Origin of the sequence: Lapidilactobacillus wuchangensis (assembly GCF_003946645.1) — a bacterium.
In the GTDB taxonomy this organism is placed as follows: Bacteria; Bacillota; Bacilli; order Lactobacillales; family Lactobacillaceae; genus Lapidilactobacillus; species Lapidilactobacillus wuchangensis.
This window is the reverse complement of the sequence record NZ_RHOU01000001.1, coordinates 46,914-71,557: the sequence shown is the minus strand read 5'-3', so window position 1 is coordinate 71,557 and position 24,644 is coordinate 46,914. Positions and strand designations below refer to the sequence as shown.

General features: G+C 42.4%; 23 protein-coding genes. 1 reads left to right on the top strand and 22 read right to left on the bottom strand.

Annotated elements, in window-relative coordinates:
- Nucleotides 1-22 precede the first annotated feature (22 nt).
- The 9 genes from EKM82_RS00245 to EKM82_RS00210 form a co-directional block, all read right to left on the bottom strand.
- A complete protein-coding gene (locus EKM82_RS00245; RefSeq protein WP_125766327.1) occupies nucleotides 23-433 on the bottom strand; it encodes a hypothetical protein in 411 nt (136 codons plus the stop codon).
- Between the two features lie 38 nt (nucleotides 434-471).
- Nucleotides 472-1,560 carry a hypothetical protein gene (locus EKM82_RS00240; RefSeq protein WP_125766326.1) on the bottom strand — a complete coding sequence of 363 codons (1,089 nt, stop codon included), beginning with the start codon at nucleotides 1,558-1,560 and terminating at the stop codon, nucleotides 472-474.
- Nucleotides 1,538-2,065 (bottom strand): sigma-70 family RNA polymerase sigma factor, encoded by a 528-nt coding sequence (locus EKM82_RS00235; protein WP_125766325.1) that lies wholly within the window; start codon nucleotides 2,063-2,065, stop codon nucleotides 1,538-1,540. The genes EKM82_RS00240 and EKM82_RS00235 overlap by 23 nt, the downstream gene beginning before the upstream one ends.
- A gap of 242 nt (nucleotides 2,066-2,307) precedes the next feature.
- Nucleotides 2,308-3,471, bottom strand: a complete 1,164-nt coding sequence (locus tag EKM82_RS00230; RefSeq protein WP_125766324.1) for a MalY/PatB family protein — start codon at nucleotides 3,469-3,471, stop codon at nucleotides 2,308-2,310.
- Nucleotides 3,468-4,340: a DUF3737 family protein gene (locus EKM82_RS00225; protein WP_125766323.1), complete on the bottom strand. Its 873-nt coding sequence runs from the start codon at nucleotides 4,338-4,340 to the stop codon at nucleotides 3,468-3,470. The genes EKM82_RS00230 and EKM82_RS00225 overlap by 4 nt, the downstream gene beginning before the upstream one ends.
- 254 nt (nucleotides 4,341-4,594) lie before the next feature.
- Nucleotides 4,595-5,254, bottom strand: a complete 660-nt coding sequence (locus tag EKM82_RS00220; protein WP_125766322.1) for an SDR family oxidoreductase — start codon at nucleotides 5,252-5,254, stop codon at nucleotides 4,595-4,597.
- Between the two features lie 153 nt (nucleotides 5,255-5,407).
- Nucleotides 5,408-5,569 (bottom strand): hypothetical protein, encoded by a 162-nt coding sequence (locus tag EKM82_RS11120; protein ID WP_164508013.1) that lies wholly within the window; start codon nucleotides 5,567-5,569, stop codon nucleotides 5,408-5,410.
- A 466-nt stretch (nucleotides 5,570-6,035) separates the two neighbouring features.
- The gene (locus EKM82_RS00215) at nucleotides 6,036-6,593 is read right to left on the bottom strand and encodes an AAA family ATPase (protein WP_125766321.1); all 558 of its coding nucleotides are present in this window, start codon (nucleotides 6,591-6,593) and stop codon (nucleotides 6,036-6,038) included.
- Nucleotides 6,594-6,678: 85 nt separating this feature from the next.
- Nucleotides 6,679-7,368, bottom strand: a complete 690-nt coding sequence (locus tag EKM82_RS00210; RefSeq protein WP_125766320.1) for a Bax inhibitor-1/YccA family protein — start codon at nucleotides 7,366-7,368, stop codon at nucleotides 6,679-6,681.
- Between the two features lie 280 nt (nucleotides 7,369-7,648).
- Here EKM82_RS00210 and EKM82_RS00205 point away from each other — a divergent pair, with 280 nt between their 5' ends.
- Nucleotides 7,649-8,071: a hypothetical protein gene (locus EKM82_RS00205; RefSeq protein WP_164508012.1), complete on the top strand. Its 423-nt coding sequence runs from the start codon at nucleotides 7,649-7,651 to the stop codon at nucleotides 8,069-8,071.
- Between the two features lie 162 nt (nucleotides 8,072-8,233).
- Here EKM82_RS00205 and EKM82_RS00200 read toward each other — a convergent pair whose 3' ends face one another.
- The 13 genes from EKM82_RS00200 to EKM82_RS11110 all read right to left on the bottom strand — a co-directional run bounded on the left by EKM82_RS00200 (nucleotide 8,234) and on the right by EKM82_RS11110 (nucleotide 24,098).
- Nucleotides 8,234-8,770: an adenine phosphoribosyltransferase gene (locus tag EKM82_RS00200; protein ID WP_125766318.1), complete on the bottom strand. Its 537-nt coding sequence runs from the start codon at nucleotides 8,768-8,770 to the stop codon at nucleotides 8,234-8,236.
- Nucleotides 8,771-8,780: 10 nt separating this feature from the next.
- Complete coding sequence (recJ, locus tag EKM82_RS00195) at nucleotides 8,781-11,225, bottom strand: single-stranded-DNA-specific exonuclease RecJ (protein WP_125766317.1); 2,445 nt, start codon at nucleotides 11,223-11,225, stop codon at nucleotides 8,781-8,783.
- Between the two features lie 19 nt (nucleotides 11,226-11,244).
- Nucleotides 11,245-11,907: a class A sortase gene (locus tag EKM82_RS00190; RefSeq protein ID WP_125766316.1), complete on the bottom strand. Its 663-nt coding sequence runs from the start codon at nucleotides 11,905-11,907 to the stop codon at nucleotides 11,245-11,247.
- A 50-nt stretch (nucleotides 11,908-11,957) separates the two neighbouring features.
- Nucleotides 11,958-13,796, bottom strand: a complete 1,839-nt coding sequence (lepA, locus tag EKM82_RS00185) for a translation elongation factor 4 (RefSeq protein ID WP_125766315.1) — start codon at nucleotides 13,794-13,796, stop codon at nucleotides 11,958-11,960.
- 248 nt (nucleotides 13,797-14,044) lie between these two features.
- Nucleotides 14,045-14,206, bottom strand: coding sequence for a hypothetical protein (locus EKM82_RS11115; RefSeq protein WP_164508011.1), 162 nt, complete (start codon nucleotides 14,204-14,206; stop codon nucleotides 14,045-14,047).
- Between the two features lie 581 nt (nucleotides 14,207-14,787).
- Nucleotides 14,788-15,939, bottom strand: a complete 1,152-nt coding sequence (gene dnaJ / locus EKM82_RS00180; protein WP_125766314.1) for a molecular chaperone DnaJ — start codon at nucleotides 15,937-15,939, stop codon at nucleotides 14,788-14,790.
- A gap of 247 nt (nucleotides 15,940-16,186) precedes the next feature.
- Nucleotides 16,187-18,052 (bottom strand): molecular chaperone DnaK, encoded by a 1,866-nt coding sequence (gene dnaK / locus EKM82_RS00175; RefSeq protein WP_125766313.1) that lies wholly within the window; start codon nucleotides 18,050-18,052, stop codon nucleotides 16,187-16,189.
- Between the two features lie 26 nt (nucleotides 18,053-18,078).
- Nucleotides 18,079-18,726 (bottom strand): nucleotide exchange factor GrpE, encoded by a 648-nt coding sequence (gene grpE / locus EKM82_RS00170; protein ID WP_125766312.1) that lies wholly within the window; start codon nucleotides 18,724-18,726, stop codon nucleotides 18,079-18,081.
- 55 nt (nucleotides 18,727-18,781) lie between these two features.
- Nucleotides 18,782-19,882: a heat-inducible transcriptional repressor HrcA gene (gene hrcA, locus EKM82_RS00165; RefSeq protein WP_125766311.1), complete on the bottom strand. Its 1,101-nt coding sequence runs from the start codon at nucleotides 19,880-19,882 to the stop codon at nucleotides 18,782-18,784.
- Between the two features lie 858 nt (nucleotides 19,883-20,740).
- Entirely contained in the window at nucleotides 20,741-21,901 is a 1,161-nt protein-coding gene (gene hemW, locus EKM82_RS00160) for a radical SAM family heme chaperone HemW (RefSeq protein WP_125766310.1), read from the bottom strand.
- Nucleotides 21,885-22,862 carry a riboflavin biosynthesis protein RibF gene (gene ribF / locus EKM82_RS00155; RefSeq protein WP_125766309.1) on the bottom strand — a complete coding sequence of 326 codons (978 nt, stop codon included), beginning with the start codon at nucleotides 22,860-22,862 and terminating at the stop codon, nucleotides 21,885-21,887. Before ribF ends, hemW begins: the two co-directional genes overlap by 17 nt.
- Nucleotides 22,863-22,882: 20 nt before the next feature.
- Nucleotides 22,883-23,788, bottom strand: coding sequence for a tRNA pseudouridine(55) synthase TruB (truB, locus tag EKM82_RS00150; protein WP_125766308.1), 906 nt, complete (start codon nucleotides 23,786-23,788; stop codon nucleotides 22,883-22,885).
- Between the two features lie 76 nt (nucleotides 23,789-23,864).
- Nucleotides 23,865-24,098, bottom strand: coding sequence for a hypothetical protein (locus tag EKM82_RS11110; protein WP_164508010.1), 234 nt, complete (start codon nucleotides 24,096-24,098; stop codon nucleotides 23,865-23,867).
- Nucleotides 24,099-24,644: the final 546 nt, after the last annotated feature.

The following is a 24,644-nucleotide window of genomic DNA, read 5'->3' as shown; positions in this document are numbered from 1 at the left end:
CATAACCCGCGCTTAACGTAATCTAGCGTACACTATCAGGACTCCAAACCCCTTTTGCATAACCATTATTCCAACTACGAGAGTTAATTCTTACGGAAACACCCGACCCGTGATTCTCAACGGCGTTATTCCACAAAAAAGTTTCATCACCTTGATAACTTTTATAGCTATGGCCACTTGATGCATCAGTTCCATCCTGTAATGCTGCCCAAATAGTATGATAGCCAATATCTGTTGAAGTTGTCTTATTATAATACGATGTTCGATTCGTTTTATTTCTTGACGGTGTCGCATCATTAGGACTCCAAACTCGGTATTCATTACTCCATGAAGTATCGGTATGGTTATCCGCACTCACAATCATTGCACTTCCAGTACCTATCGTAATTCCTAAGGCAATCATAGTCGTTGCTAGTATTCTTTTTTTTATCATTTTTCTATCTCTCCATTTTTAATCTTTTCGGAATATATTTACCTATCTATCAACAAGTTTGTATTCATTTTGAATTGACCAACAGTGATTCGCTGATTAGCTACACCAGGAAGCATTAATTTGAAAATAATCGTCTGATTTTTAGCCAACTCAGCACCTGAACTAAGATGCGTTGAAAAGACTGATTCATAAGTTAATGTCGTGATGGAACCGTTGGTTTCACGTTTAATCTGTTGCCCACTGACGCCCAGATTTAGCTCTCCAACTTTCTGATCATTCTGATAAACAGTTGCCTCAGAAAGCCAGGCAGCTGCATAATATTGCTGTAACTCAGCTTTAGAAAACTGGGTACGATCAAAACTAACTTGATAGCGAACAACCATTGAATTGGTAGTTTGCTGGATTTGAATTAGTTTAGCAGTCAAAGACGGCTTATTTGAAGTAATTGTTAAATTCGGTTCATTCGTCTGCACGTCAGCAAATCGTAAAAGTACCAGCGGTAAACTTACTTTTTCTCGACTACCATTCAAGTGTCCAATGCTAATGGCCAGTTGACTTGATTGTTTTAAATCAACACCTGTGACATAGAACGCCAATATTGATCGATAATGGCCAATAGCAACTTGTTGAATATTTTGTTCAACATCATTAATTGGTTGACCATTAACTGCCAGTTCTAAACGCTGTTGTCGTAATCCAGTGGGACTAATTTTGGCACCAGTATAATCAACTACAACCGCGGCCACACCTGCTGAAGTCAGTGCCCCTTTCACCTGAATGGTTAATCCGGTAATTCTTTTCGTGGGCAAATCAAGGGTCTGATACTGATTTAACTTAGTAGGATCACCTAACAGTTCATTCATTGTTGGGTCAAAATGCGGTGTTTGCCGGCTGTCGTGATCAAGTAATTGTTGAATGCTGGGAACAATGCCACCAGCTTGAATGAGAACAGGTGTCGTCCGTGTCGCAAATAATAGCAATGCTGCCGCAACACTAAGTAATACTAATCGACGTCTTCGCTTAATTTTTTCTTTTCTACCTGCGATAATTCCTAACTTGATTGCTTGACTAACATCATCCTTGGGCACAAGAATTTTCTCGGACTCATCTTTCCAATCGATATTCACGATAAACTGCACCCCGCTCTCTTAGCATTTTGCGACCTCTAGTTAAACGACTCCGAACGGTACCAGCTGGTATTCGCAGAACTCGGGCAATTTCTTCAACTTCTAAATCGTTAAAATAAAACAAAATTAGTACTACCCGAAAATTTTCTGGAATCATTGCTAAATCACTCATCAAATCAGCGTGAAGGTCAGTTAAGGTTGAATCACCAGTTATCTCTGGAACGAAAGGAATTGTATTAGTCTGTTGGCGATAAACTTTCTGGGCAACATTAATTAGAATTCGAATTAACCAGGTATCAAAATACTGGGGCTGACGTAGTTTACCAATGCTTAATAACGCCCGCAATGATGTCTCCTGAACCACATCAAGCGCGTCCGCTTGTGTATGAACATAGAGATAAGCAGTTTTATAAAGTTTGGTCTGTCGGGCAATAAGTAACTTCGAAAGTGCCTCTTGATCACCGGCGCGCGCTGCTAGAATCAAGTCAGCATCTTCCATCATCATTTCCTCCTTTCGACTCACACCTATTAGTGTTTTTATCTTGTTAAAAAGCTCCCAAAAATTAAAATAAATATATTTTTTTAAATAAATTGAATATTTAACGGTTTTTAAGTAAACGGTATCATTTTTTATTATAAAGGATTTATCATAGAAAACTATTTTATTTTTGCATTTGTTATTCGGTACTCAAAAAAGGCGAAATCTCATCAGGAGATTACGCCTTTTTTTAAAACCAATATATTCAATCAATCTTTATCTTTAATGCCCGTTTTTAATCTTTCCAAGCCATCACGGACCATACTTGCCGGACAAGCAATATTCATGCGCAAGAAATGATCACCATTGCCGCCGTAGATACTGCCTGCCGAAAGTATCAAACCAGTCTTGGCTCGCAATTTAGCAGCTAATTCGTCAGCGGGTAATTTCAGGGCCGAGCAATCCAACCAAACCAAATAAGTTGCCTGACTAGCGACTAGTTTGATTTCCGGTAAATTAGCTGCCAGAAAAGTCGCCACTTGCTGATAATTTTGACGTAGTTGGTCTTTTAGGGCCGCCAACCACGCGTGTCCCTGGGTATAGGCTGCAATTGTGCCGGGAAGTGCCAATAAATTCGGCTCCGCCACTTCATCAGTATTTAAGCCCCGAATAACTTGGTCCCGCAACGCCGCATTAGGCACAATTGCTGTCGCTGCATGCAAAGCTGCCACGTTAAAAGTCTTACTTGGTGAAACTAAAGAAACAGTTTGATAATCTGCCGCATCAGCTAACGAAAACAGCGACCGATAATCAGGACCGTGTAAAACCAAGTCGCCATGAATTTCATCGCTGATCAAGGTAACATGATGTTCAGCGCAAAGGTCGCGGATCTTCAGTAATTCAGCTTCAGTCCAGACTTTGCCCACAGGATTATGAGGATTACATAAAATCATCAAGGTTGTCAGTGGCTTAGCTAATTGCGCCGCTAAATCCTTAAAATCGATTTGATACTGACCATTCTGATAAACTAAATCACTGGACAAGACGTGACGGCCATTATTAACGATTGAATTATAAAAGATATTATAAACCGGTGCCTGAACTAAGACGTTGTCGCCAACATGACTTAAACGCCGGACACTGGCCGACAAAGCTGGCACTACCCCGGTTGTGAAAATCAGCCAGTCAGGTTTTGCCGTAGCCTGATGTTCCTGTTGATACCAGTCGATCACGGCTTGGTAGTAGTCATCATGAGGTTCTTCGTAACCAAAAATACCAGTTTGAATCTTAGCCATCATTGCTGCTTTAATTTCTGGGGCCGTCTGAAAGTCCATATCGGCAATCCACATTGGTAATTCATTGGGCTGAACCGCCCATTTGATTGAATCAGTATGCCGCCGCTGCGGAATCGTTGTGAAATCATATTTGGTCATGATGCTTGTACCTCCGATTTCTGATCTGCTGTTAAAATAATTTTTGTTTGACTCGGATCTATTTTCTGGGGATCCATAATTAAGTGACCGATCTTTTCAGCACGGATCACACCACTAATAGGATTTTTAACACTGGTGATTTCCGAATGAATATCGGCGTCAATCTCAGAGCAATATTCAAAGGCCAAGTCTGTCTGCAACAACCGACAATTTTTCATGACCAAATGATCAATATAACAGAGCCCTTGGTCGCTTTCAATCGTGCAATTAATCAGCGTGAGATTCTTGGTATTCCAACCCAGATATTCACCATTGATCGTTGAATCGTAAATCGTCACGTTCTCACAATTCCAGAAGGCATCTTTGGCGACAAAAGTTGAATTGTGAACTTCAACATTCTTCGCCCCATCGAAAACATAATTGCCGACCACCGTTAAATGATCAGCGACAATATCCTGACTATTCATCCCGAAATAATCGCCGTGAACTTGGACGTCATTTAACTTAATTTGTTGGCAATTCCACAGTGTTTCTTCTGCGTCAGCAAAATAAACGTGCTTTAAATCGATTTCTGAACTGCGCCGAAATTGTTTGGGCGCCTGAATCGTGCTGTCGGTAATGGCAATATCATGAGTGTACCAAATACCAGAACGGGCCATCGTTTCAAAAATGGTTTGCTTAACGCGCACATGTTGACTATACCAAAGTGGGTATTTCCATTTAAAAATAGATTTTTCTAAATCAATCTGGCGACTTTCCTTTAATGGTGACTCGCCTTGACCGAAAGTGGTATTAATAATTTGAGCATTTTTCTCACCAAATAGTGAACGCTCACCTTCAAATAATTGATCTTGATAAACTGTTGTCATTTTTTCATCCTTATCTAAATAGCTACAAAATACAAGTAATCACTAATGTCAGCTACGATTAATTTTAATAACTTAATGTTAGTCCCCTGTGACTGATATGTCTAATACCTATTGCCAATAACAGTTAATAAGTAAAATTTATGGCTCCCACATTGGTAGCCTGACCAAATAAATAACTCGCTGACTAATCTCTAGGTCAACGAGTTATTATTTTTCAAACTAAACCGAAGTTGTGGCCGAAATTATTAAATAGATTAAACCCGCCACTCTTGCGCGCTAAGTTGTTCTAAAGCCATACTAATTGGCGTCTCACCATCAGTCACGGTTAACTCTAATTGCTTTAATTCTGGGCGGTGAATCAACTCAGCCAGTAAACTAGCAACATTCTCACGGCTGACCTGTTGTTGTAACCCCGATTTAGCTGCATTCAGCGTGATTTTGCCACTGCCAGATTCGTTCGTTAAACTAACCGGTCTGATCAAGAGATAGTTTAAATCCGTTCGGTGCAACAGCCACTCGTCGGCATAATGCTTAGCAATAAAGTAGTTCTCCAAACTGCCAGCCCACTTATCTGGTTGATCAGCATTAACCGAGCTAACGAGTAAGTAACGCTTAGTGTCACTCTTTTCAGCTGCTTGCATGGTTTTAACGGCGCCATTTAAATCAACTCTTAATAAGTCTTTACCCGCAGAACCAGCCGCAAAAATAATCGCTTCTTGGCCAGCAAAGGCAGTTGCCATTTTCTCAACTGACCAAGTTAAATTAAATAACACATATTGCACATTAGCAGCTTTAACAATGGCTTGTTCCGCAGGCTGACGAACCCCTACCGTCACCTGATCACCTTTTGCTGCCAATTTTTCCACCAAATGGCGGCCGATTTGACCATTAGCACCAACTACGAAAACCTTCATCCAAACTCCTCCTTCACGCTATTCGATTTCATTAAGACATCTTCAGTGTAACTTACCGACTGACAAAAGTTTAGCAAAAACCCTTCAACACTTATTTACCTATACAAAACCGGGTTGGTCTCAAGTTAAAATTGATCAGTCTAGTAAAGGTGTTTAGTCAGAATTGGTTCTGACTCCATTACGGGCTTGCTGGTTGTGGAACGCTGCCGGCATCGATTTGAACCAATTGAAAACCGCAATTGTTTCAAATACGAGCCTTTGTCTAATTGCTAAAGCAATAAGACAAATTTGGCGGCTGACAACCACGCCCTCCATTCCGTCTGGAGTTGAGTTGGTGCACTTTATCTTTATTAGTGTTTAAGGCAGTGATAGCAGGATTCAGCGACTCAATTTAATCAGTAATAGTAGTTGAACAGTAACCAAAAAAAGGCGTGACAACCTCCTTCTAATTAGAGATTGTCACACCGCTTTTGTTTTACCACAATCTGATTCGGCCAAATAGTGGCGCTCAGTTTTGTTAGTTTCATCAGGTAGTGGCAGCGCAATTGGCGTCAGCCATGAAATTATTCTTGCCGCTTTAGCGGTTAGAATAAGGCTTGTATCTGAGATTGTTGCGAAGCAATGAGCTCAGATCAATGCCCATGGCGTTCCACGCCCCTCAAATTGCGCCGCCACCACCTCCCCAAACTTGGGGAAGACTTGACGCCCTCTTAATCGCTGGGCCACTGCCGCTCCCAACTAGGTACGACCAAGAGTGAACTACAGCTTCAATGCACAATCTTCATGGTTCACGCAATCTATTTAATAAAGCCTCTGGTGCGGTTACCAACTGTTGCAATACGCGCGCTTTATCAGCTTGATGAAGCAGCAATAATGGTTGATTAGGGGCAATTTTTTGATGCAGATCACGGACATACTGGTTGTGCGTCTGCGGGTAATGCCAGATGAATTTCAGAAAGTCCCAATAATCGCGGTCAAAATGTTCTTCAAAATTTGGTGCCATTTCTGGACGATTATGACCATTGTGGCGGACCTGCAATGAACGGCCGATCACTCGTTTTATTGCGACTGTTCGTGAAACCTGAAACCAAATGGTTAAATCAGCCTGAGCCATTCTTGGCGCCATTGTCTGGGAATAATTACCATCAATTACCCAGTTGTCATGCTGAGCCATGAAATCCGTTTGAATTTGCAGTAATTTCGCGCGCGCCGCGTCACTATAATCCATTTGGTGCCAATAGTAATCTAAAGACAAGACTGGCCAATTTGTCTGTTTAGCCAGTGCCTTAGCAAAAGTCGACTTGCCACTACCAGGCGAACCAATTAAAGCAATCTTCATCACGATTAACCCCTTTCTTTCCTTCGCAACAAAAAACCACGCACCTAAGGCGTGGTTTAGTCCTTGATCAATTGCCGATTTTCGCTTAATTGTTTCGTGAGAAAATCCGTAAAATTGATAAGAAAATATTAATAAAGTCAAGATACAATTCCAAGGCACCCCAGATAGCTAAGTTATCCACGGGAATTCCGCCTTGTTCAGTTGCTTGTTGATACATAACCTTCAGCTTTTGATTGTCCCAAGCGGTTAACGCAATGAAGACGATCAAAGTACCATAAGACAAAATATATTCCATAGTCGATGAATGCATGAAAATGTTAATCACTGTTGCCGCTAAAATACCAATCAAGGCCATCATCGCAATTTGACCGCTGCGAGCCAACGACTTTGTGGTCAAACGGCCATAGATTGCCATGGTCACGAAAACCACCACTGCCGTTAAAAAGGCGGCTGTAATTGAACCTAAATCATATACCCAAGGAATAATCGTGAAGGTCAATCCTTGTAGTACTGAATAAAGTACAAAATAGCTGATCATTTTGGCTTTAGACATCATTTGGGCCCGACTTAGCGCCAGTACCAATGCCAACTCACCGCCAAAGACAACCCACATCAACCAAGAATGTTGACTTAAAATAGTGATGACTTGGCTTGCCCACAGATAATTAAGTAAAAATGCTACCCCTGCGGAAATTGCAACGCCAATTGCCATGAAGAGATAAACTTGATTAAAGAATCGTTTCAAGCCTTGATCCTGAACTACCTCTGTTTGCATATAGGAGCCCTCCAATAATTATTGAGTTAATAAATCCCAATCTTCGGCTAATAGTATACCATACCTCTGAATATTTCCCTATCAAACTTTAGCACGATTTTAAGAAAAATAATCCGATTTCGTGAATAAGTTATCAGAATCAGAATTCGCTTTCAACATTTTCTGACTTAAGTAAACAAATCTGGCCATTAATTCACACAAATTTAGCGAAACCGGTTACACTTACTAGATATAAGTGCTATACTAGTCGGATAAGAAAAAAATTATTAACGTATTGTGAGTGCGATTAGTTATTATGTTGAAGTTCATCAAACAACACGGCTATCTTTGCTTTGTTGTTCTCATTATTGGTTTATTAGCAGGCGGCTATATTTATAAACAAAACCTTTTGGATTTACCGATCATTCGTGTTAGTCAAAAGCAACAACAATTAGTGCGTCACGAGAAAAACGAGAATCAATTAACAGCATTTGAAGCTTATGTGGATCATAAAATGTCGATTCATTTCACCATGGAGCAAGTCCAAACAGCAGCAATTTACTTAGTCAGTGCCTGCCTGGTCGTGTTAATCTTACAACCACTGGTGGTTTACCTGATTTATCAAAATCGACCAGCGGATCGGATCAAGCGGCAAAGTGGCAAGCATTACAATATCGTGCGCATTGATCGCGACGTTGACCCCCACTTTAAAAGCTGGTCGTAATTCCGAAACGCTTTAAGCTGACATCCCATTAATCAATGTCAATACCAATAACCCTTCGCCAATTGAAGGGTTATTTTTGTTGCTCGCGCGAACTTATTTGCCAGCCACTATCTGAATCTGAGTAACAAAAAAAGTTTGAGAAAATTCTCAAACTTTAGCAAATTAGCTACCGCTATATTGTAATAACGTGAATAAATCGTAATCCTTAATCTTGTCGCGACCGTGAAGATCTGTTAACTCGATTAAGAAAGCTGTGCCAACCACGATACCACCTAATTGTTCAACCAACTTGATGGTTGCAGCAATCGTGCCACCAGTTGCCAACAAATCATCAACAACTAATACTCGTTGGCCGGGTTTAACGGCATCTTTGTGCATAAATAACTGTGCTTCGCCATATTCCAGGTCGTAAGAAACTGAAATTGTTTCCCGAGGTAACTTACCTTTTTTCCGAGCTGGGGCAAAGCCAATTCCTAGACGATCAGCTACAGGACAGCCGACAATAAAGCCTCGTGCTTCTGGGCCACAAATCATTTCGGCACCATGTTCTTTAGCAAATTCAGTAATACGATCAGTTGCTGCAGAATAAGCAGCACCATCGGCCATTAATGGGGAAATATCGCGGAAAACGATCCCTGGCTCTGGAAAATCGGGGACCGACGCAATATAATCATGAAAATCAATCTCTTTTTTGACCATGTTCGACATCCTATCTATCTTTTTGACTTGTTTTAAGAAACGTTTCTACTTGGTTCAAACTGCCCATCGCTAACTGGCGGTAACTTTGCTGTAACGCCTGTTGCCGCCGGAAAGTTGCAGAATTAAGTAACGGTGTTTTCGGCGCTTGGCGATTCGCCGTTAAACGTTCCTTATCCATTTTAACAAAATTCAATTCAGAAAACACCTGTATTCCAAAATGAAGTTGCGCATCCGTCACTTGACAGTGCTCAGCAAACTGTGACAGTTGCGGTTTCGCAATTGCCGTTTGTTGGTAAATTTCTTTCAAAATTAGTCGCAGCTGTGGTACCTGCAATTGCAAGCGTTCTTGCCGTTGAGGCGACGTATAAAATAGCAGATATAAGGACTGACTATTTAACACGTCCAAATAACTGGTCAACTGGCGCGCATTCAACGGCAAATCAATAAAGAGTGTCGCTCGTTGCTCGCTCACCGTCGTCAATTGTTCTGGCCGGGTCAAAATTGTGGTGCTGGTCATTTTCTGACCTAATTGTTGAGCCAAATGACTATCGAAACAAATATAGTTCCAATCTTGCTGCAACAACTGCGGCTTAAATGCCTGCCGCCGCAAATCAGTCACCTGATACTCGCGCTCAGCCCAATGCCAATTCGTTTGTGGCAACTTTGTTAAGGCGGCTGCTAACGGCGAAACACTGGTCGGTGGCGTAGATTCAGGAGCCTTTTCGGTTGGCGCAGTAGTTGTTGGCGCCGATGAAGCCTGACCAGTTGCATTAGCCAATCCTTGGGCGTCGATAAAAGTAATCTGAACCTTAGTCTTATTCTGCCAAACATTTAAACCTAAAGTTCCGGCCACTTTTAAGGCCGATTGCTGATTTAATTGTGCAGCTTGGTCACCATGACGGAAGCCAATCAACTCGACGCCATCGTTTAAACGACCCTTTAAGGTTTGGCCAGTTTTACCAATGGCTTGCCAACTTTGCCAAGGAAATTGATCAAATTCAAAGACTGGTTCAGGATTCTGCTCACCAAAAGGGCCTAAGTAACGTTGCAAATCGTTGACTAAGGCTGGCGTTAATTGGGGCAATTGTTGGGCGGTCAATTGATAATCCACCGTTAAAGCGGCACTTGCGGTTACCTCAGCTTGATGAGCTTTACTTTCAGCAACTAAATGCTCGCGGAGACCATTAATTTCTACGCTGGGCAAGGTTAACCCAACAGCCCCAGCATGACCACCAAACTTAGTAAAATGGTCCCGGTAATTATTTAAAGCCTGAAATAAATCGAACTCACCCACTGAACGACCTGAACCCTTAGCCGATTGTGTTTCCGGATCAATGCTTAAAACCAAGGTTGGACAATGATATTGATCAACGAGCCGACTAGCGACAATGCCGAGCACACCTTCAGCCCAGCCCTCACCTGCAACTACTAAAGCCGCTGGTTCGGGGGTCGTAACCGTGGCAGCGGCCGCTTGGGCAACTTCCTTGACCAAGTTCTGCCGTTCACCGTTGACTTGTTCAACTTGTTGGGCAATTTTATTGGCTTCGGTCTCATCATAGGTAGTCAACAATTCAACAGCCGGTCGCGCACTAGCAACACGCCCTAAAGAATTCAAGCGTGGTACCAGTCCAAAACTGACTTCACGGGTTGTTAAATGATTCAAATCGATTTTTGCCTGTTGAGCTAGTGCTAATAAGCCTATGCGTGGATCTTGGGCCATTTGCTGTAATCCGGCCGCCACAATAATGCGATTATCGGCAACAATCGGCATAATATCACCAATTGTACCAATCGCCGCTAAATCAATTAATTCTTGGGGTAAATCGCCTAACAAGCCCCAAGCCAAATAAAAGGCCACCCCGGCACCAGAGTAGTAGCCAAACTCGCAAGTTGACGCTGGATGCCGCGGATGAATAATGGCCGTGGCTTCAGGAAGTTGCTCCGGCAAATCATGATGGTCAGTAATAATCACATCTAAACCATGACTTTGCGCGTAAGCCACCTCAGCAACCCCAGTAATCCCGTTATCAACTGTAATCAATAATTGATAACCCTGGTCAACAAACTCATGATAACGATCCATGTTAGGCCCGTAACCATCAGTGAAACGACTGGGCACATAGTAATCAACCTCAATTCCCAGACTCATAAAAGCCTCATGAAGAATTGAGACACTAGTCACCCCGTCGGCATCGTAATCACCATAAATGATGATTTTTTCTTCATTTTCAATGGCTTGCTCAGTGCGAGCCACAGCCCGATCCATATCATGGAAATGATCAGGCGTGGTTAATTGAGCCAAATCAACCGTCAAAAACTGTTTGATGGCCGCGCTTGTTTTAAAACCGCGATTAACCATAATAGCGACGATAATTGGGGGTAAATCCAATGTCGTCGCAATTTCATCAATCGTTGCTTGTTCAATTTTTTGTGGTTCTTGCCATTGTGCTTGCAACTAAAAAAACTCCAAACAATTATGAATTAAAAACAGCTAATGATTTCTTAGTTGCCTTTTGGACTTTCACTAACTCACCTTGAACTGACCAACGATTAGCCCCGCCGTCAGCGCAAGTGATTAAGGTGATCATTTTCTTTCCAGGCACATCATCGATAATGCTGACTTGTGTTGGATCAATGACTTTTTTGACATCAATTTGGTAAGTGTAAACTTTCTTCAAATCAGTAATATAAATTTTCTCGCCTAGGCTGGTATCCGCAATTGGTGAGAATAGAATGCCCTTATTAGTCATATAATGACCCGCCAAAGCATAGTTACCTTGGCCCATGGTTTGATCAGCCTTCATGGTGCCGGCACCAGTCGAAAGCGCCGTATCGCTTAACCCCTTAAGAATTGGTAAATACAAATTAACCGCCGGAATCGCGATTTTCCCCAGGGTGCCAACGTCATCACGATTGAGCGTGGCGGCAGCAACTTGTTTGGCGTCAATACTTTTGACCTTACTGAAATCAAACTCGCCTTTCACCTTGCGACTTTTCGCAATCGTGGTCTTGGTTACTTGAGCATTGCGATTCTGACCCAACCAACCAACGGTAAAATCTTTAATTTGCTGGTTAAAAATCAGCGCTAGCGCCACCAACAGTAATAGAATATAGCCAGTTATTCGTAGTTTTTTCATGAGTTGCCCCCCTCTGGACTCAATCATTGGTTGCCGAATTACAACTAATCTTATTTTCCTTTAATATCTTCGTCGTTTAATTTCAAAACGGTCATAAAGGCTTCTTGTGGAATTTCAACGTTACCAACGGCTTTCATCCGCTTCTTACCAGCTTTTTGTTTTTCCAACAACTTACGTTTACGAGTAATATCGCCGCCGTAACACTTGGCCAAAACATTTTTGCGATACGCCTTAATTGTGGCTCGGGAAATAACCTTATTGCCAATCGCAGCTTGAATCGGCACTTCAAATTGCTGCCGAGGAATAACTTCTTTTAATTTAGAAACAATTAAGCGGCCCCGATCAGCGGCAAAATCACGATGGACAATGAAGCTTAACGCATCTACTGGTTCGCCATTCAACAAAATATCCATCTTGATCAAGTCACTGGCACGATAGTCACTGATTTCATAATCAAGTGAAGCATAGCCGCGTGTGCTGGACTTCAGGTCATCAAAGAAATCGTAAATAATTTCTGACAATGGCAATTGATAAATGACGTTAACGCGATAAGTATCAAGATAATCCATGGTGACGAATTCCCCGCGTTTACGCTGAGCCAATTCCATGACGGCACCAACATAATCATTTGGCACCATAATTTCTGCTTTAACATAAGGTTCGCGAATTTCTTTAATTAGAGATGGATCAGGTAACTGCGCTGGGTTATCGATCACCTTTTCAGTGCCATCGGTCATTTCAATGTGATAATCAACTGAAGGCGCAGTCATAATCAAATCCAAATCAAATTCGCGTTCCAACCGTTCTTGGATCACATCCATATGCAACAAGCCTAAGAATCCGCAACGGAAACCAAAGCCTAAAGCCTGCGATGTTTCTGGCTCAAATTCTAAGGCAGCATCATTCAAGCGCAATTTTTCTAGGGATTCGCGTAAATCATTATATTTCGCATTATCAACAGGATACATCCCGGAATAAACCATCGGCTGGATTTTACGATAGCCAGGTAATGGCTGATCAGCGGGTGTTTCCGCAGAAGTAATCGTATCACCAACGTCAGTTTCTTGCACGGATTTAATTGACGCTGTTAAATAGCCAACATCGCCAGCCATTAAATAGTCACGTTGCACGGCTTTAGGCGACATTACCCCGACTTCGGTCACTTCATACTCGTGGCCATGACTCATTAATTTAATGCGGTCACCGGGCTTCACAACACCATCAACGACGCGGACACTTAATACCACGCCACGATAACTGTCATAAACGGAATCGAAAATCAACGCTTTTAAAGGTGCGGTTAAATCACCAGTCGGCGCTGGAACATCGGTCACAATTCGTTCCAATAATTCAGGAATCCCCGTGCCAACTTTAGCACTAGTCAACACGGCTTCACTGGCGTCAATACCGATCATATCTTCAATTTCTTTTTTAACTTTATCTGGATCGGCCGATGGCAAATCAATTTTATTGATTACTGGTAAAATTTCCAAATCATTATCTAAGGCCAAATAAACATTAGCCAATGTCTGGGCTTCAACGCCTTGAGCGGCATCAACCACCAGAACTGCCCCTTCACAGGCTGCCAAAGAACGTGAGACTTCATAAGAAAAGTCCACGTGTCCCGGCGTATCAATTAAATGGAAAATGTAGGTTTGGCCATCTTTAGCTTGGTAATGCAATTCCACCGCATTTAACTTAATGGTAATGCCACGTTCCCGTTCCAAGTCCATATTATCCAAAAGCTGGGCCTGCATCTCCCGCGGCGCCACACTATCAGTTAATTCCAGAATGCGATCGGCAATCGTCGATTTACCATGATCAATATGGGCCACAATTGAGAAATTACGAATATGTTTTTGTCGTTCCTTTAGTTCTTCAAGATTCATTTATTTACACCCAATCCATCGAAATTGAAACAAAAAGTCATTTCAAACTAGTTTTATTATACCAGATTTCATACACTGGCGTTGGTCTCAGTCATCAAAGTGTGAGGGGCGACGTTCTTTTGGCGTAGCGTAATTCTGATAAATTGATTGGACGCTGCCAAGCGGCCGAGCAATTTATTAAATTAGGCATAGCCATTTGTCGCCCCGAACACGTTTCAGCACCGCAAAAAATAGAACCAGGTATGATTTTAAAACAGAATCAGTTCTGACTCCATTGCGGGCTCTTTGGTTGTGGAACGCTGCCGGCATCGATTTGAACCAATTAAAGACCAAATTGTTTCAAATACGAGCTTTTGTCTAATTGCTAAAGCAATAAGACAAATTTGGCGGCTGACAACCACGCCCTCCATTCCGTCTGGAGTTGAGGTGGTGCACTTTATCTTTATTTGTACTCAAGGCAAGTATAACAGGATAGCTCAAATCGCTTTGAATAGCAGTAACATCTGAATAGTCCATCAAATAAGCTGGCCTGACATTTCTCTGGTTTCATCCAGAAAACTTGTCAAGCACACATATTAGTCTATAGCAATTTTTTCCAAATTAGTGGTACTGAATTCTGTTAGTTTACTCAGGTGGTTGCTGGGCGATTGGCGGCTAACTTTACCGGCACTGCCTTGATATCAATTAAATCTAAAGTGGACTAAACTAACTCAAAACGCAGTGAAGGCCGCCGGGTTGTCAGCCGCCAGATTCTTCTTGCCGCTTTAGCGGTTAGAAGAAGACCTGGATTGGAGACTTTCGTTAGAAAGGCTTCAATCAGTGTCGGCAGCGTTCCACAACCCGCCGGCCGTAACGGAGTTATCCGCTATTCCGCCTAAAACCAATTTGAATCAACTGCCCAGCACCCACCACACCAATTGGGGAAGTCTTGGCCTCTATTCAAACTAAACCCAATAAAAAAGTAGGCCATCAAACTGACCTACTTAAAATGCTATTGGAATTTTTCTTTAAAACGACTGAAGAAACCGCCATTTTGTGGATCGATTTTTTCACCACTAGCTTCAACGAAGTCCTTCAAAGCATTCTTTTGCTTATCACTTAAATGCTTAGGCGTAACCACATTAACTGTAACAGTTTCATCACCATTAGTCTTGCTATGCAAGCGTGGCGCACCTTTGCCCCGTAAGCGGAAGTCTGTGCCTGATTGTGTACCGGCCGGAATCTTCAGCTTAACTGGGCCGTGAACTGTATCTACCTGAATTTCATCGCCTAAAGCTGCTTGTGGGAAACTAATCGAAACAGCAATGGAAATTTCAGCACCATCACGTTGGAATTTACTACTTGGCTTAACTCGGAAAACGATGTACAAATCCCCATAAGGACCACCATTTTCGCCGGCTTCACCTTGGCCTTCTAAGCGCATTTGTTGGCCGTCTTCAATCCCAGCAGGAATCTTAACCTTAACTTCGTGATTTTGCTTTTCTTTACCAGTGCCGTGGCAAGTTGGGCATGGTTGTTCAACAATCTTACCTTTGCCTTGGCAACGATCACAGGCAACTCGAGTCCGAATCCGGCCAAGTGGTGATTGTTGTTCAACTTCCATAAAGCCAGTCCCATGGCACTTAGGACAAGTGATTGGACTGGTGCCAGGCTTAGCGCCACTCCCATTACAAGTATGACATGAAGCTTCACGAGTATAAGTGATTTCCGTATCTTTACCGAAAATCGCTTCCTCAAATTCTAGATCCATCCGATATTGTAAATCGGCACCTTGGCGTGGTGCAGTTGCACTAGCAGCTCGACCACCGCCGCCACCAAAGAACTGACTGAAGATATCGCCGAAATCACCGAAACCGCCACCAAAATCACCGCCGGCTTGGCCGTAACCACCACCAAAGGGATTACCGCCGCCAGCGCCATTCATGCCTGCTGAACCATATTGGTCATAAGCTGAACGTTTTTGCGGATCAGATAAAGTTTCATAAGCTTCATTAATCTTTTTAAATTTCTCTTCGGCACCTGGGGCCTTATTAATATCAGGATGATACTTCTTGGATAATTGTCGATAGGCTTTTTTGATATCCGCTTCTGAAGCATCTTTTTGCAAACCAAGAGTGTCATAGAGATCTTGTTCGTCTGCCATCATTTTCCTCCTTATCGACTGCTGTCGAAAGACTTTACTCACAAAACTATAGCATAAACCAGCAGTTTTGCAAAACTCAACAAAAGAGAGTGTGAGGGGTGCCGTTCTTTTGGCAACCCGAACACGTTTAATTAGCGTGTGAAGACGACCAATCTTTTGCCAACCCCGAACTCATTTCAATAAAAGAGAGATTGGATCTTGGGACCCAATCCCTCTATAACAATCAAAACTATTAAACTAGCTTAGATTATTTCTTGTCTTTATCGACTTCTTCAAAATCGCCATCAACAGTACCGTCATCCTTACCCTTGCCATCATCCTTACCTTGTTCAGGATTTGGACCAGCTTGGCCTTGATCACCTTGTGCTTGTTGAGCTTCTTGAGCTTGTTGATAAAGTTTTACGGTTAAGTCTTGAACGATCTTGCTTAATTCGTCGCGCTTAGTCTTCATATCTTCAGTGTCGTCAGCTTCTTGAGCTTTCTTCAAAGCATCACGAGCATCTTCGGCCTTCTTGATTTCTTCATCAGAAACCTTGCCTTTTAATTCGCCAAGAGTCTTGTCAGTCTGGAATAACAATTGATCAACATCGTTCTTCAAATCAACTGCTTCCTTACGCTTCTTGTCTTCTTCAGCGTTCTCTTCGGCTTCCTTCTTCATCTTGTCGATTTCTTCGTCAGATAAGCCTGATGAACTCTTGATCGTAATCTTTTGTTCCTTACCAGTACCCATATCCTTAGCAGATACGTTTACGATACCGTTCTTATCAATATCGAAAGTTACTTGGATTTGTGGGATGCCCCGAGGAGCAGCAGGAATATCAGTTAATTGGAAACGACCTAAAGTCTTGTCGTCAGCTGCCATTGGCCGTTCACCTTGTAAAACGTGAATGTCAACAGCTGGTTGGTTATCAGCAGCAGTTGAGAAGGTTTGTGACTTCGAAGTTGGAATCGTTGTATTACGATCGATCAACTTAGTGAAGACACCACCCATTGTTTCAATACCTAATGATAATGGTGTGACATCAAGTAAAACGACATCTTTAACATCACCAGTGATGACACCACCTTGAATAGCAGCACCAATCGCAACGGCTTCGTCAGGGTTGATTGAGTGGTCTGGTTCTTTGCCAGTCCATTCCTTAACAGCAGCTTGAACAGCAGGTGTCCGAGTTGAACCACCATTTAAAATAACTTTATCAATGTCAGCATTAGTTAAACCAGCATCACGTAAAGCATTTTCAACTGGGATCCGAGTCTTTTCAACTAAGTCAGCAGTTAATTGATCGAACTTAGCCCGAGTTAAAGTTTCCTCTAAGTGTAATGGGCCATTAGCGCCTGCAGAAATAAATGGTAAGCTGATTTGAGTTTGGCTAACACCAGATAAGTCTTTCTTAGCCTTTTCAGCAGCATCCTTCAAACGTTGCATTGCCATTTTGTCTTGTGACAAATCAATGCCATGAGCTTGCTTGAATTGGGCAACTAACCAATCGATAATCTTGTTATCGAAATCGTCACCACCAAGATGAGTATCACCATTTGTTGATAATACTTGGAAGACACCATCGCCTAATTCCAAGATGGAAACATCAAAAGTACCACCACCAAGGTCATAAACTAAGATCTTTTCATCAGCATCTGATTTGTCCAAACCATAAGCTAAAGCACTAGCAGTTGGTTCGTTGATGATCCGTTGCACATTTAAGCCGGCAATTTTACCAGCATCTTTAGTTGCTTGACGTTGGCTGTCGTTGAAGTATGCAGGAACAGTGATAACAGCATCAGTCACTGTTTCACCTAAGTAGTCCTCAGAGAACTTCTTGATGTATTGTAAAATCATGGCAGAAATTTCTTGTGGTGTATATGACTTGCCAGCAACAGTTACTTTGTAGCCAGCTTCGCCCATGTGACGCTTGATTGAAGAAACTGTATCAGGGTTTGTAATTGCCTGACGTTTAGCAACTTCACCGACTTGGATTTCGCCATCTTTAAAAGCGACAACAGATGGTGTAGTCCGATTACCTTCTGGGTTTTCAATAATTTTTGGCTTGCCACCTTCAAGAACAGCGACAGCAGAGTTTGTAGTACCTAAATCAATCCCAATAACTTTTGACATACTTGTTACCTCACTTTTTAATTTAATTATTTAGCGACGACAACCATTGCTGGTCGAATCGTCCGATCCTTTAAACAATAACCTGTTTGTAAAACTTGATAAATCGTATCAGCTGGATGATCAGCATCAGCTGGTGCTGTTTGCACGGCCTGATGGAACTGCGGATCGAACTGATCACCAACTTTACCAACAGGGGTAATATTGTTCTCAGTTAATGCTTGTTGCAAATGTTCAAGGACCATTTCAACGCCCTTGTGCAATTGCTGGGCAGCTTCATCATCAGCAGGCACGGCTAAGGCGCGTTGTAAATTATCAACAACAGGCAAAATCGCAGTACCTAACTTCTGAGAAGCATACTTTTCATGGCTAGCGCGCTCTTTTTGATGACGAGTGTGCATGTTCTGAATTTCAGCTTCAGCACGAAGATATTTATCTTCAAATTCGTCAGCCTTCGCTTGCGCTGTTGCTAATTGTTTTTCTAATTCAGTTTGACCTTCAGCAACAATTTCATCGAGGTCTTCCTGATTTAATTCTTCAACTTGTTCCTTCGTTGACTCAGTCGCCGATTTGGCTTTCTTGCTATGCTTAGCTTGAGCAGCCTTTTCCGCAAATTTCGCATCTTTTTCAGATGGGAAATCTTCTGGGCGCTGACTTTCTTTCTTCGTCAACAACATCACTCCTTAAAAATTAGTTGTTAGAAGTCATTAACCAACATCCAACATGTTTAACTTAGCTATCATCAGTATGGAAATAACCATAATATTCAAATAACTTTTTAACTAATTCATCACTGAATAGTTGCATCAATCCAATCAACTGCGAATACGGCATGCTCGTTGGTCCTAAAATGGCAATCATCCCATCGCCATGTTGACCAACATGATACTTCGCCGTGATCAACCCATAATCGCTGAGCAATGAATTGTTAAACTCATCCCCTAAACGAACGGAAATTGGGCCGAGAATCCGGTGATCAGTCATTGGCGGCTGCTTAATTTCATCAGTCGACGCTGTCTGATCCAGATCAAGTAATGAAGGCAACACATTCTCTTTATCTAAGAGCTGATAAATTGACTTCAATTGATCTAATTCATCTGGTTGAGCAAAATTCAGTAAGTTCGAACGACCACCAATATAATAATGTTGGGCAGCAGCTCGCTTGAGCACATCGCCAAACAAATCAAGAAAACCAGTTGCTGAGTGCAAATATTGACTAAGCAATCTAGGAATCTCTGTGACTAATTTGGTCTTGACCTGATTAATTGGCAAACCGACTAGCTGATCATTGATAATACGAACTGCCTTTTCCAAGTCGTCCGTATCAAGTTGACCTGTAATTCGATAAACTCGACTCTCAACGGTACCGGCACTGGTAGCAAGAATCGCAATAATCTGATCACTACCTAACGGAATCACTCGGAAACCCGTCAACGTCACTTGCGCATTCTCTGGTCCCAAGGAAATCGCCGTATAATTGGTCAAACTCGACAAGATTGTTGCCGCTTGTTTGACAATTTCGTCAATTTCACGATAGTCGTGATTAAAATTCTGCGCAATCTTATCAAAAACAGGTTGCGGTACGGCTGTCGGCTGAACTAAATTGTCCAAGTAATACCGATAACCGGCTGTTGAGGGTACCCGCCCTGAAGAGGTATGGTTCTTCGTAATCAAACCATCATCTTCAAGCACGGCCATTTCGTTACGAATTGTGGCTGAACTAACATGAATCGGCAATTGGTTCATTAATGTTTTCGAACCCACAGGTTGCCCTGTTTCATTGTAAATCCTGACAATCTCAGCTAAAATCATTGCCTGACGTTTTGTCGGCATCGAAATCACCTCTTTTTAGCACTTGATTGTTATGAGTGCTAACAACACTATAAAATATAACAATCACTGCCTTTAAAGTCAAGGAAACGCACCAATTATTTTCAAAAAAAGCCAAAATCGGACTCCAGACCGAGGTTGGCTCAAACCATGGACGCGTTGCGATTATGCTGACTGAAGTAGGATCATGATCAGTTGAAAAAAGCTAGGAAACTTTAATTCTGCGATAAGGTTGGTCTGACACTGAAACTTGGTGAAGGTATTAAAACGGAATTGCGTCTGACTGTATTCCGGGCTGCTTGGCGTGGAACGCGGCCGACGCTGATTGAAGCCTTTTTTCAAAAGTCTTCAATACAGGTCTTATTGTAAGTGCTAAAGCACTAACAATAATTTGGCGGCTGACGCCAAGATCCCTCCATTCCGTCTGGAGTTGAGGTGGTTCACTTCAGCTTTGTTAGTGGTTAAGGCAATTGTAATGGGATAGATCAACTTGATTCAAATTGTTGCCACAACTGAATAGTAACATCAAAAAAGCCTATCTGGCAGTTTCTGGTTTAATCCAGAAAGCTTGTCAAACAGGCCTAGTAGTTTACTTCAATCTGCTTTTCTAATTAGTGGTGCTGAATTCTGTTAGTTTTATCTGGTGGTTGCTGGGCGATTGGCGTCAGCTGTGAAATTTGTCTTGCTGCTTTAGCAGCTAGTCAAAGCCTCGTATTTGAGATTGTTGCTGAAAGCAATAAGCTCAAATCGACAGCCACAGCGTTCCACAACCCGCCGGCCGCAACGGAGTTGTCCGCCATTCTGCTCAAAACCAACTTTTAAATCATGACAACGCTAGCCTTGCACTCAAAGTAGTCGGCATTAAACCAACATAAACTCTTCAAAAACATCATTGCCAATAAAACGACCATGCGGCGTTAACGTATAAGCGTCGGCGGTTTCTGTAATTAAATCTGCCGCTAACAACTTGGGAATCACGGTTGGATAGACTGCACTAATACTGCGACCAAACCGTTTTTCAAAACGTGATTTGCTAACACCGGCATTCAATCGCAAGCCTAAAAACATTTGCTCTTCGATTTGCTGATCCTCAGTAATGTTTTCCGTATTTAAAACCGGTAATTGATCTTGCTGAAGTGGTTTGAGATATTGTTGAATCGGACCGAAATTCTGATAGCGCGTATTATTCAGGTAGCCGGATGCCCCAGCACCAAAGCCGAAATAATGCTCATTATGCCAATAAACCAAATTGTGTTGTGATTGAAAACCAGGCTTAGCAAAATTACTAATTTCATATTGCTCAACACCATGTTCGGCAAACATATCCATTGCTAGCTGATACATATCTGCTTCCATATCTTGGGATGGCAAATGTAACTTACCCCGCCGCATTAAATTATAGAAAACCGTCCGTTGCTCAAGAATCAGCGAATAAGTTGCATAATGGGGAATATCCAAGGCCAAAGCTTGTGTCAAACTATTTTTAAAATCAACTGTATCCTGGCCTGGTAACCGATAAATTAAATCGATCGACATATTATCAAAGCCTGCTGTCTTGGCATTATAAACTGCTTGTTTAGCTTCAGCTGCAGTATGCGTCCGGCCAATTTTTTGCAACACATCGTCATTAAAGGATTGCACGCCAATGCTCAGTCGATTGACACCAGCTTGGCGTAACAAAGCTAGTTTCTCTTGACCTAACAAATCATTTGGATTCGCTTCAAAAGTAAATTCCTGGCCATGAATGGGCAACAGTTCATTTAACCCAGTCATTAAATAATCTAATTGGGGAACTGTCAAAGCACTGGGCGTACCACCACCAATATAAATCGTTCCAATCTCGGTGTTAGGATACTGGGCTAGCGTTAATTTGATTTCCTTCAATAACGCTGTCAAATATTCTTGAACTGGTTGGCCTTGAATCAGAACCTTATTAAAATTGCAATAATAGCAAAGATGGCTACAAAACGGAATGTGGATATATACGGCCGCTTTTTGAGACTGATTATCTTGGGACATCATTAACTTCTTTCTCCAGCGAATAATTTTGGAAATAATCGCGGGTCGCCTGTTCATCCTGCTTTAACTGAGTAATCAACCCGGCAGCACCAGTAAACTTCACTTCACCACGTAAATAATGATACCAACGAAGATCAACGGTTTGATCATAAATATCTTGGTTGAAATCCAAAATATTCACTTCCACTGTCACTGGCCGATTATCGCCAAAAGTTACATTACGACCAACGGAAGTCATTGCTGGGTACCAACGCCCCTGCACTTGAATGGCCGTGGCATAAATGCCGATCCCCGGCCAACGTTGATTGTCAGTTGAGGCCACATTAGCCGTGGGAAAACCAAGTTCACGGCCGCGTGCTTCACCATGAACCACGGTTCCTTGAGTCTGATAAGGATAGCCTAATAATTCATCAGCCAAGTCAACGTCGCCGTCAGCCAGGGCCGTCCGAATCGCCGTTGACGATATTTTGTGTTGTTGATAAGTTTGTTCAGCTACAGTGACCACCTCAAAACGACCTTGGGCATAGTCAGGCAGAACTGCCATATTCGCTCGTTCAATCGGCCGGCCATAAGTATAATCAAAACCAGCCACCGCCACTTTGACACCTAAGTCAACTAAGAATTGATCAACAAAATCTTGAGGTTGCAACTGACCAACTGCCTGAGTAAAGTCAACCACATAAAGTAAATCCACGCCTAAATCTGCCATAATAGCTGCTTTGCGCGCAACTGACGAAAGATAGGTAAACTCACTGGCCTTAACTTTATTAAAAACAATCCCGGGATACAAATTAAAAGTCATCACGGCCACCGGTAATTGTCGGTCATGACCGATTTTAACAGCCCGTTTAATCACTGCTTGATGACCACGATGGACCCCATCAAAAAAACCTAAAGCCATCACTTTAGCTTCAGTATTAGTTTGGATTAAGTCAAGCGGATATTTTAGTTGAATGACTTGCAAGGCAAGAAACTCCTTCTCTACTAATCATTTTGTAATAACATTGTTTGGGCGCGATATAGCCCTGGCTGTTCCGCACTGGCTTGATAAATAGCTTTAATCTTTTGTTGATAAACTAAAGTCACTTCCGGCGCGTCACTGTTCAGCGCGAGTGAATTCCCATTTTTTACTTTTTCCCACTGTTCACTGGTTAAATCAACTTGAGGTAAATTCGCCAGAACACGCTCCAATGGCCATAAAACTGGTGCCAACTGTTGTGCCGCAGCAGCGTCGGCCACTTGTGCCAAAGTCACGGTTTCTGCCAACGTAATGCCAGCACTTTCTAATCGTGTCAGCGAGGACATCACTGAGGGAATTCCTAAAATCACACCACAATCAGTTGCCAAAGTTCGAACGTAAGTCCCCTTGGAACAATGCACTTCAAAATTGAACCGCGCCACGCCGCTAGTTTCATCAAAAGTTACGGCAGAAGTTCTAGTAAACTGACTCACTTCAATTTGTCGAACGGGACGCTCAACTGTTTCACCAGCTCGCGCATAATCATATAACCGCCGGCCGGCCACTTTAACCGCCGAATACATGGGCGGAATTTGCTTGATCTTGCCAGTGAGTTGCAATAAAGCTTGATCAATTTGCTCATCCGTAGGTGCTTGCGTTAGTTCAACGCGCTTAATTACGTCGCCACTTAAATCCTCAGTCGTGGTGGCAAAACCTAGCGTAATCTCGCCTTGATAAACCTTGCCGCCTGCTAACAAACGATTGACTAATTTAGTCCCTTGACCAATGCAGATTGGCAAAACACCATCCACATCAGGGTCCAAGGTGCCAGTGTGGCCAATGCGCCGTTCATGCAAAATTTTCCGTAATTTATAAACGCAGTCACCGCTAGTCATTCCTCGCGGCTTATATAATGGCATAATCCCGTTCATGCTGTAACTCCCTAAAAATTTAATAATTTCAGTATAGCACAAGTTGTCTAGTAATTAGGCTGTAGCCATAACCATTTTAAGTTGTAGAACATCGATTTGAACCAATTAAAGACCAAAATTTAAAACCGTTAAAACTTGATGAGGGTGTTGAAATAGGATTGAGTCTGACTCCATTCCGGGTTTGCTGGTTGTGGAACGCTGCCGGCATCGATTTGAACCAATTGAAAACCACAATTGTTTCAAATACGAGCCTTTGTCTAACCGCTAAAGCGGCAAGACAAATTTGGCGGCTGACAACCACGCCCTCCATTCCGTCTGGAGTTGAGTTAGTGCACTTCACAGTTTTTAGCGTTTAAGGCAGTGTTAGCGGAATTCAGAAACTCAATTCAATCGGTAGTAATAGTTAAGTAGCACAAAAAATCGGTGTGACAACTCTATTGGAAAATAGAGCTGTCACAATGTTTTTGTAACACCACAATCTGGTTCGGCCAAATAGTGGTGAGCAATTCTGTTAGTTTCATCAGGTGGTGGCGGCGCAATTGGCGTCAGCCATGAAATTATTCTTGCCGCTTTAACGGTTAGAATAAGGCTTGTATCTGAGATTGTTGCGAAGCAATGAGCTCAGATCAATGCCCATGGCGTTCCACGCCCCTCAAATTGCGCCGCCACCACCTCTTCAAATTTGGGAAGGCTTGACGCCAACTTTTCCCTAAGCTAATAAGCTCAGATCGATGTCCAACATGTTCCGCAATCCGCAATGGCGTCAGACTCAATTTTATTTCAACATCTTCTCATTCTTTACGCACAAAAAAAGATTGCCCCACTCTTATCAAGTAAGGACAATCTTTTTATTGAT

Bases quoted from the DNA above. Each gene is read 5' to 3' on its own strand.
- EKM82_RS00245 (WP_125766327.1), bottom strand. From the start codon at position 433: ATGATAAAAAAAAGAATACTAGCAACGACTATGATTGCCTTAGGAATT.
- EKM82_RS00235 (WP_125766325.1), bottom strand. From the start codon at position 2,065: ATGATGATGGAAGATGCTGACTTGATTCTAGCAGCGCGCGCCGGTGAT.
- EKM82_RS00230 (WP_125766324.1), bottom strand. From the start codon at position 3,471: ATGACCAAATATGATTTCACAACGATTCCGCAGCGGCGGCATACTGAT.
- EKM82_RS00225 (WP_125766323.1), bottom strand. From the start codon at position 4,340: ATGACAACAGTTTATCAAGATCAATTATTTGAAGGTGAGCGTTCACTA.
- EKM82_RS00220 (WP_125766322.1), bottom strand. From the start codon at position 5,254: ATGAAGGTTTTCGTAGTTGGTGCTAATGGTCAAATCGGCCGCCATTTG.
- EKM82_RS11120 (WP_164508013.1), bottom strand. From the start codon at position 5,569: ATGGAGGGCGTGGTTGTCAGCCGCCAAATTTGTCTTATTGCTTTAGCA.
- EKM82_RS00215 (WP_125766321.1), bottom strand. From the start codon at position 6,593: ATGAAGATTGCTTTAATTGGTTCGCCTGGTAGTGGCAAGTCGACTTTT.
- EKM82_RS00210 (WP_125766320.1), bottom strand. From the start codon at position 7,368: ATGCAAACAGAGGTAGTTCAGGATCAAGGCTTGAAACGATTCTTTAAT.
- EKM82_RS00200 (WP_125766318.1), bottom strand. From the start codon at position 8,770: ATGGTCAAAAAAGAGATTGATTTTCATGATTATATTGCGTCGGTCCCC.
- EKM82_RS00190 (WP_125766316.1), bottom strand. From the start codon at position 11,907: ATGAAAAAACTACGAATAACTGGCTATATTCTATTACTGTTGGTGGCG.
- lepA (WP_125766315.1), bottom strand. From the start codon at position 13,796: ATGAATCTTGAAGAACTAAAGGAACGACAAAAACATATTCGTAATTTC.
- EKM82_RS11115 (WP_164508011.1), bottom strand. From the start codon at position 14,206: ATGGAGGGCGTGGTTGTCAGCCGCCAAATTTGTCTTATTGCTTTAGCA.
- dnaJ (WP_125766314.1), bottom strand. From the start codon at position 15,939: ATGGCAGACGAACAAGATCTCTATGACACTCTTGGTTTGCAAAAAGAT.
- dnaK (WP_125766313.1), bottom strand. From the start codon at position 18,052: ATGTCAAAAGTTATTGGGATTGATTTAGGTACTACAAACTCTGCTGTC.
- grpE (WP_125766312.1), bottom strand. From the start codon at position 18,726: ATGTTGTTGACGAAGAAAGAAAGTCAGCGCCCAGAAGATTTCCCATCT.
- hrcA (WP_125766311.1), bottom strand. From the start codon at position 19,882: ATGCCGACAAAACGTCAGGCAATGATTTTAGCTGAGATTGTCAGGATT.
- hemW (WP_125766310.1), bottom strand. From the start codon at position 21,901: ATGATGTCCCAAGATAATCAGTCTCAAAAAGCGGCCGTATATATCCAC.
- truB (WP_125766308.1), bottom strand. From the start codon at position 23,788: ATGAACGGGATTATGCCATTATATAAGCCGCGAGGAATGACTAGCGGT.
- EKM82_RS11110 (WP_164508010.1), bottom strand. From the start codon at position 24,098: ATGGAGGGCGTGGTTGTCAGCCGCCAAATTTGTCTTGCCGCTTTAGCG.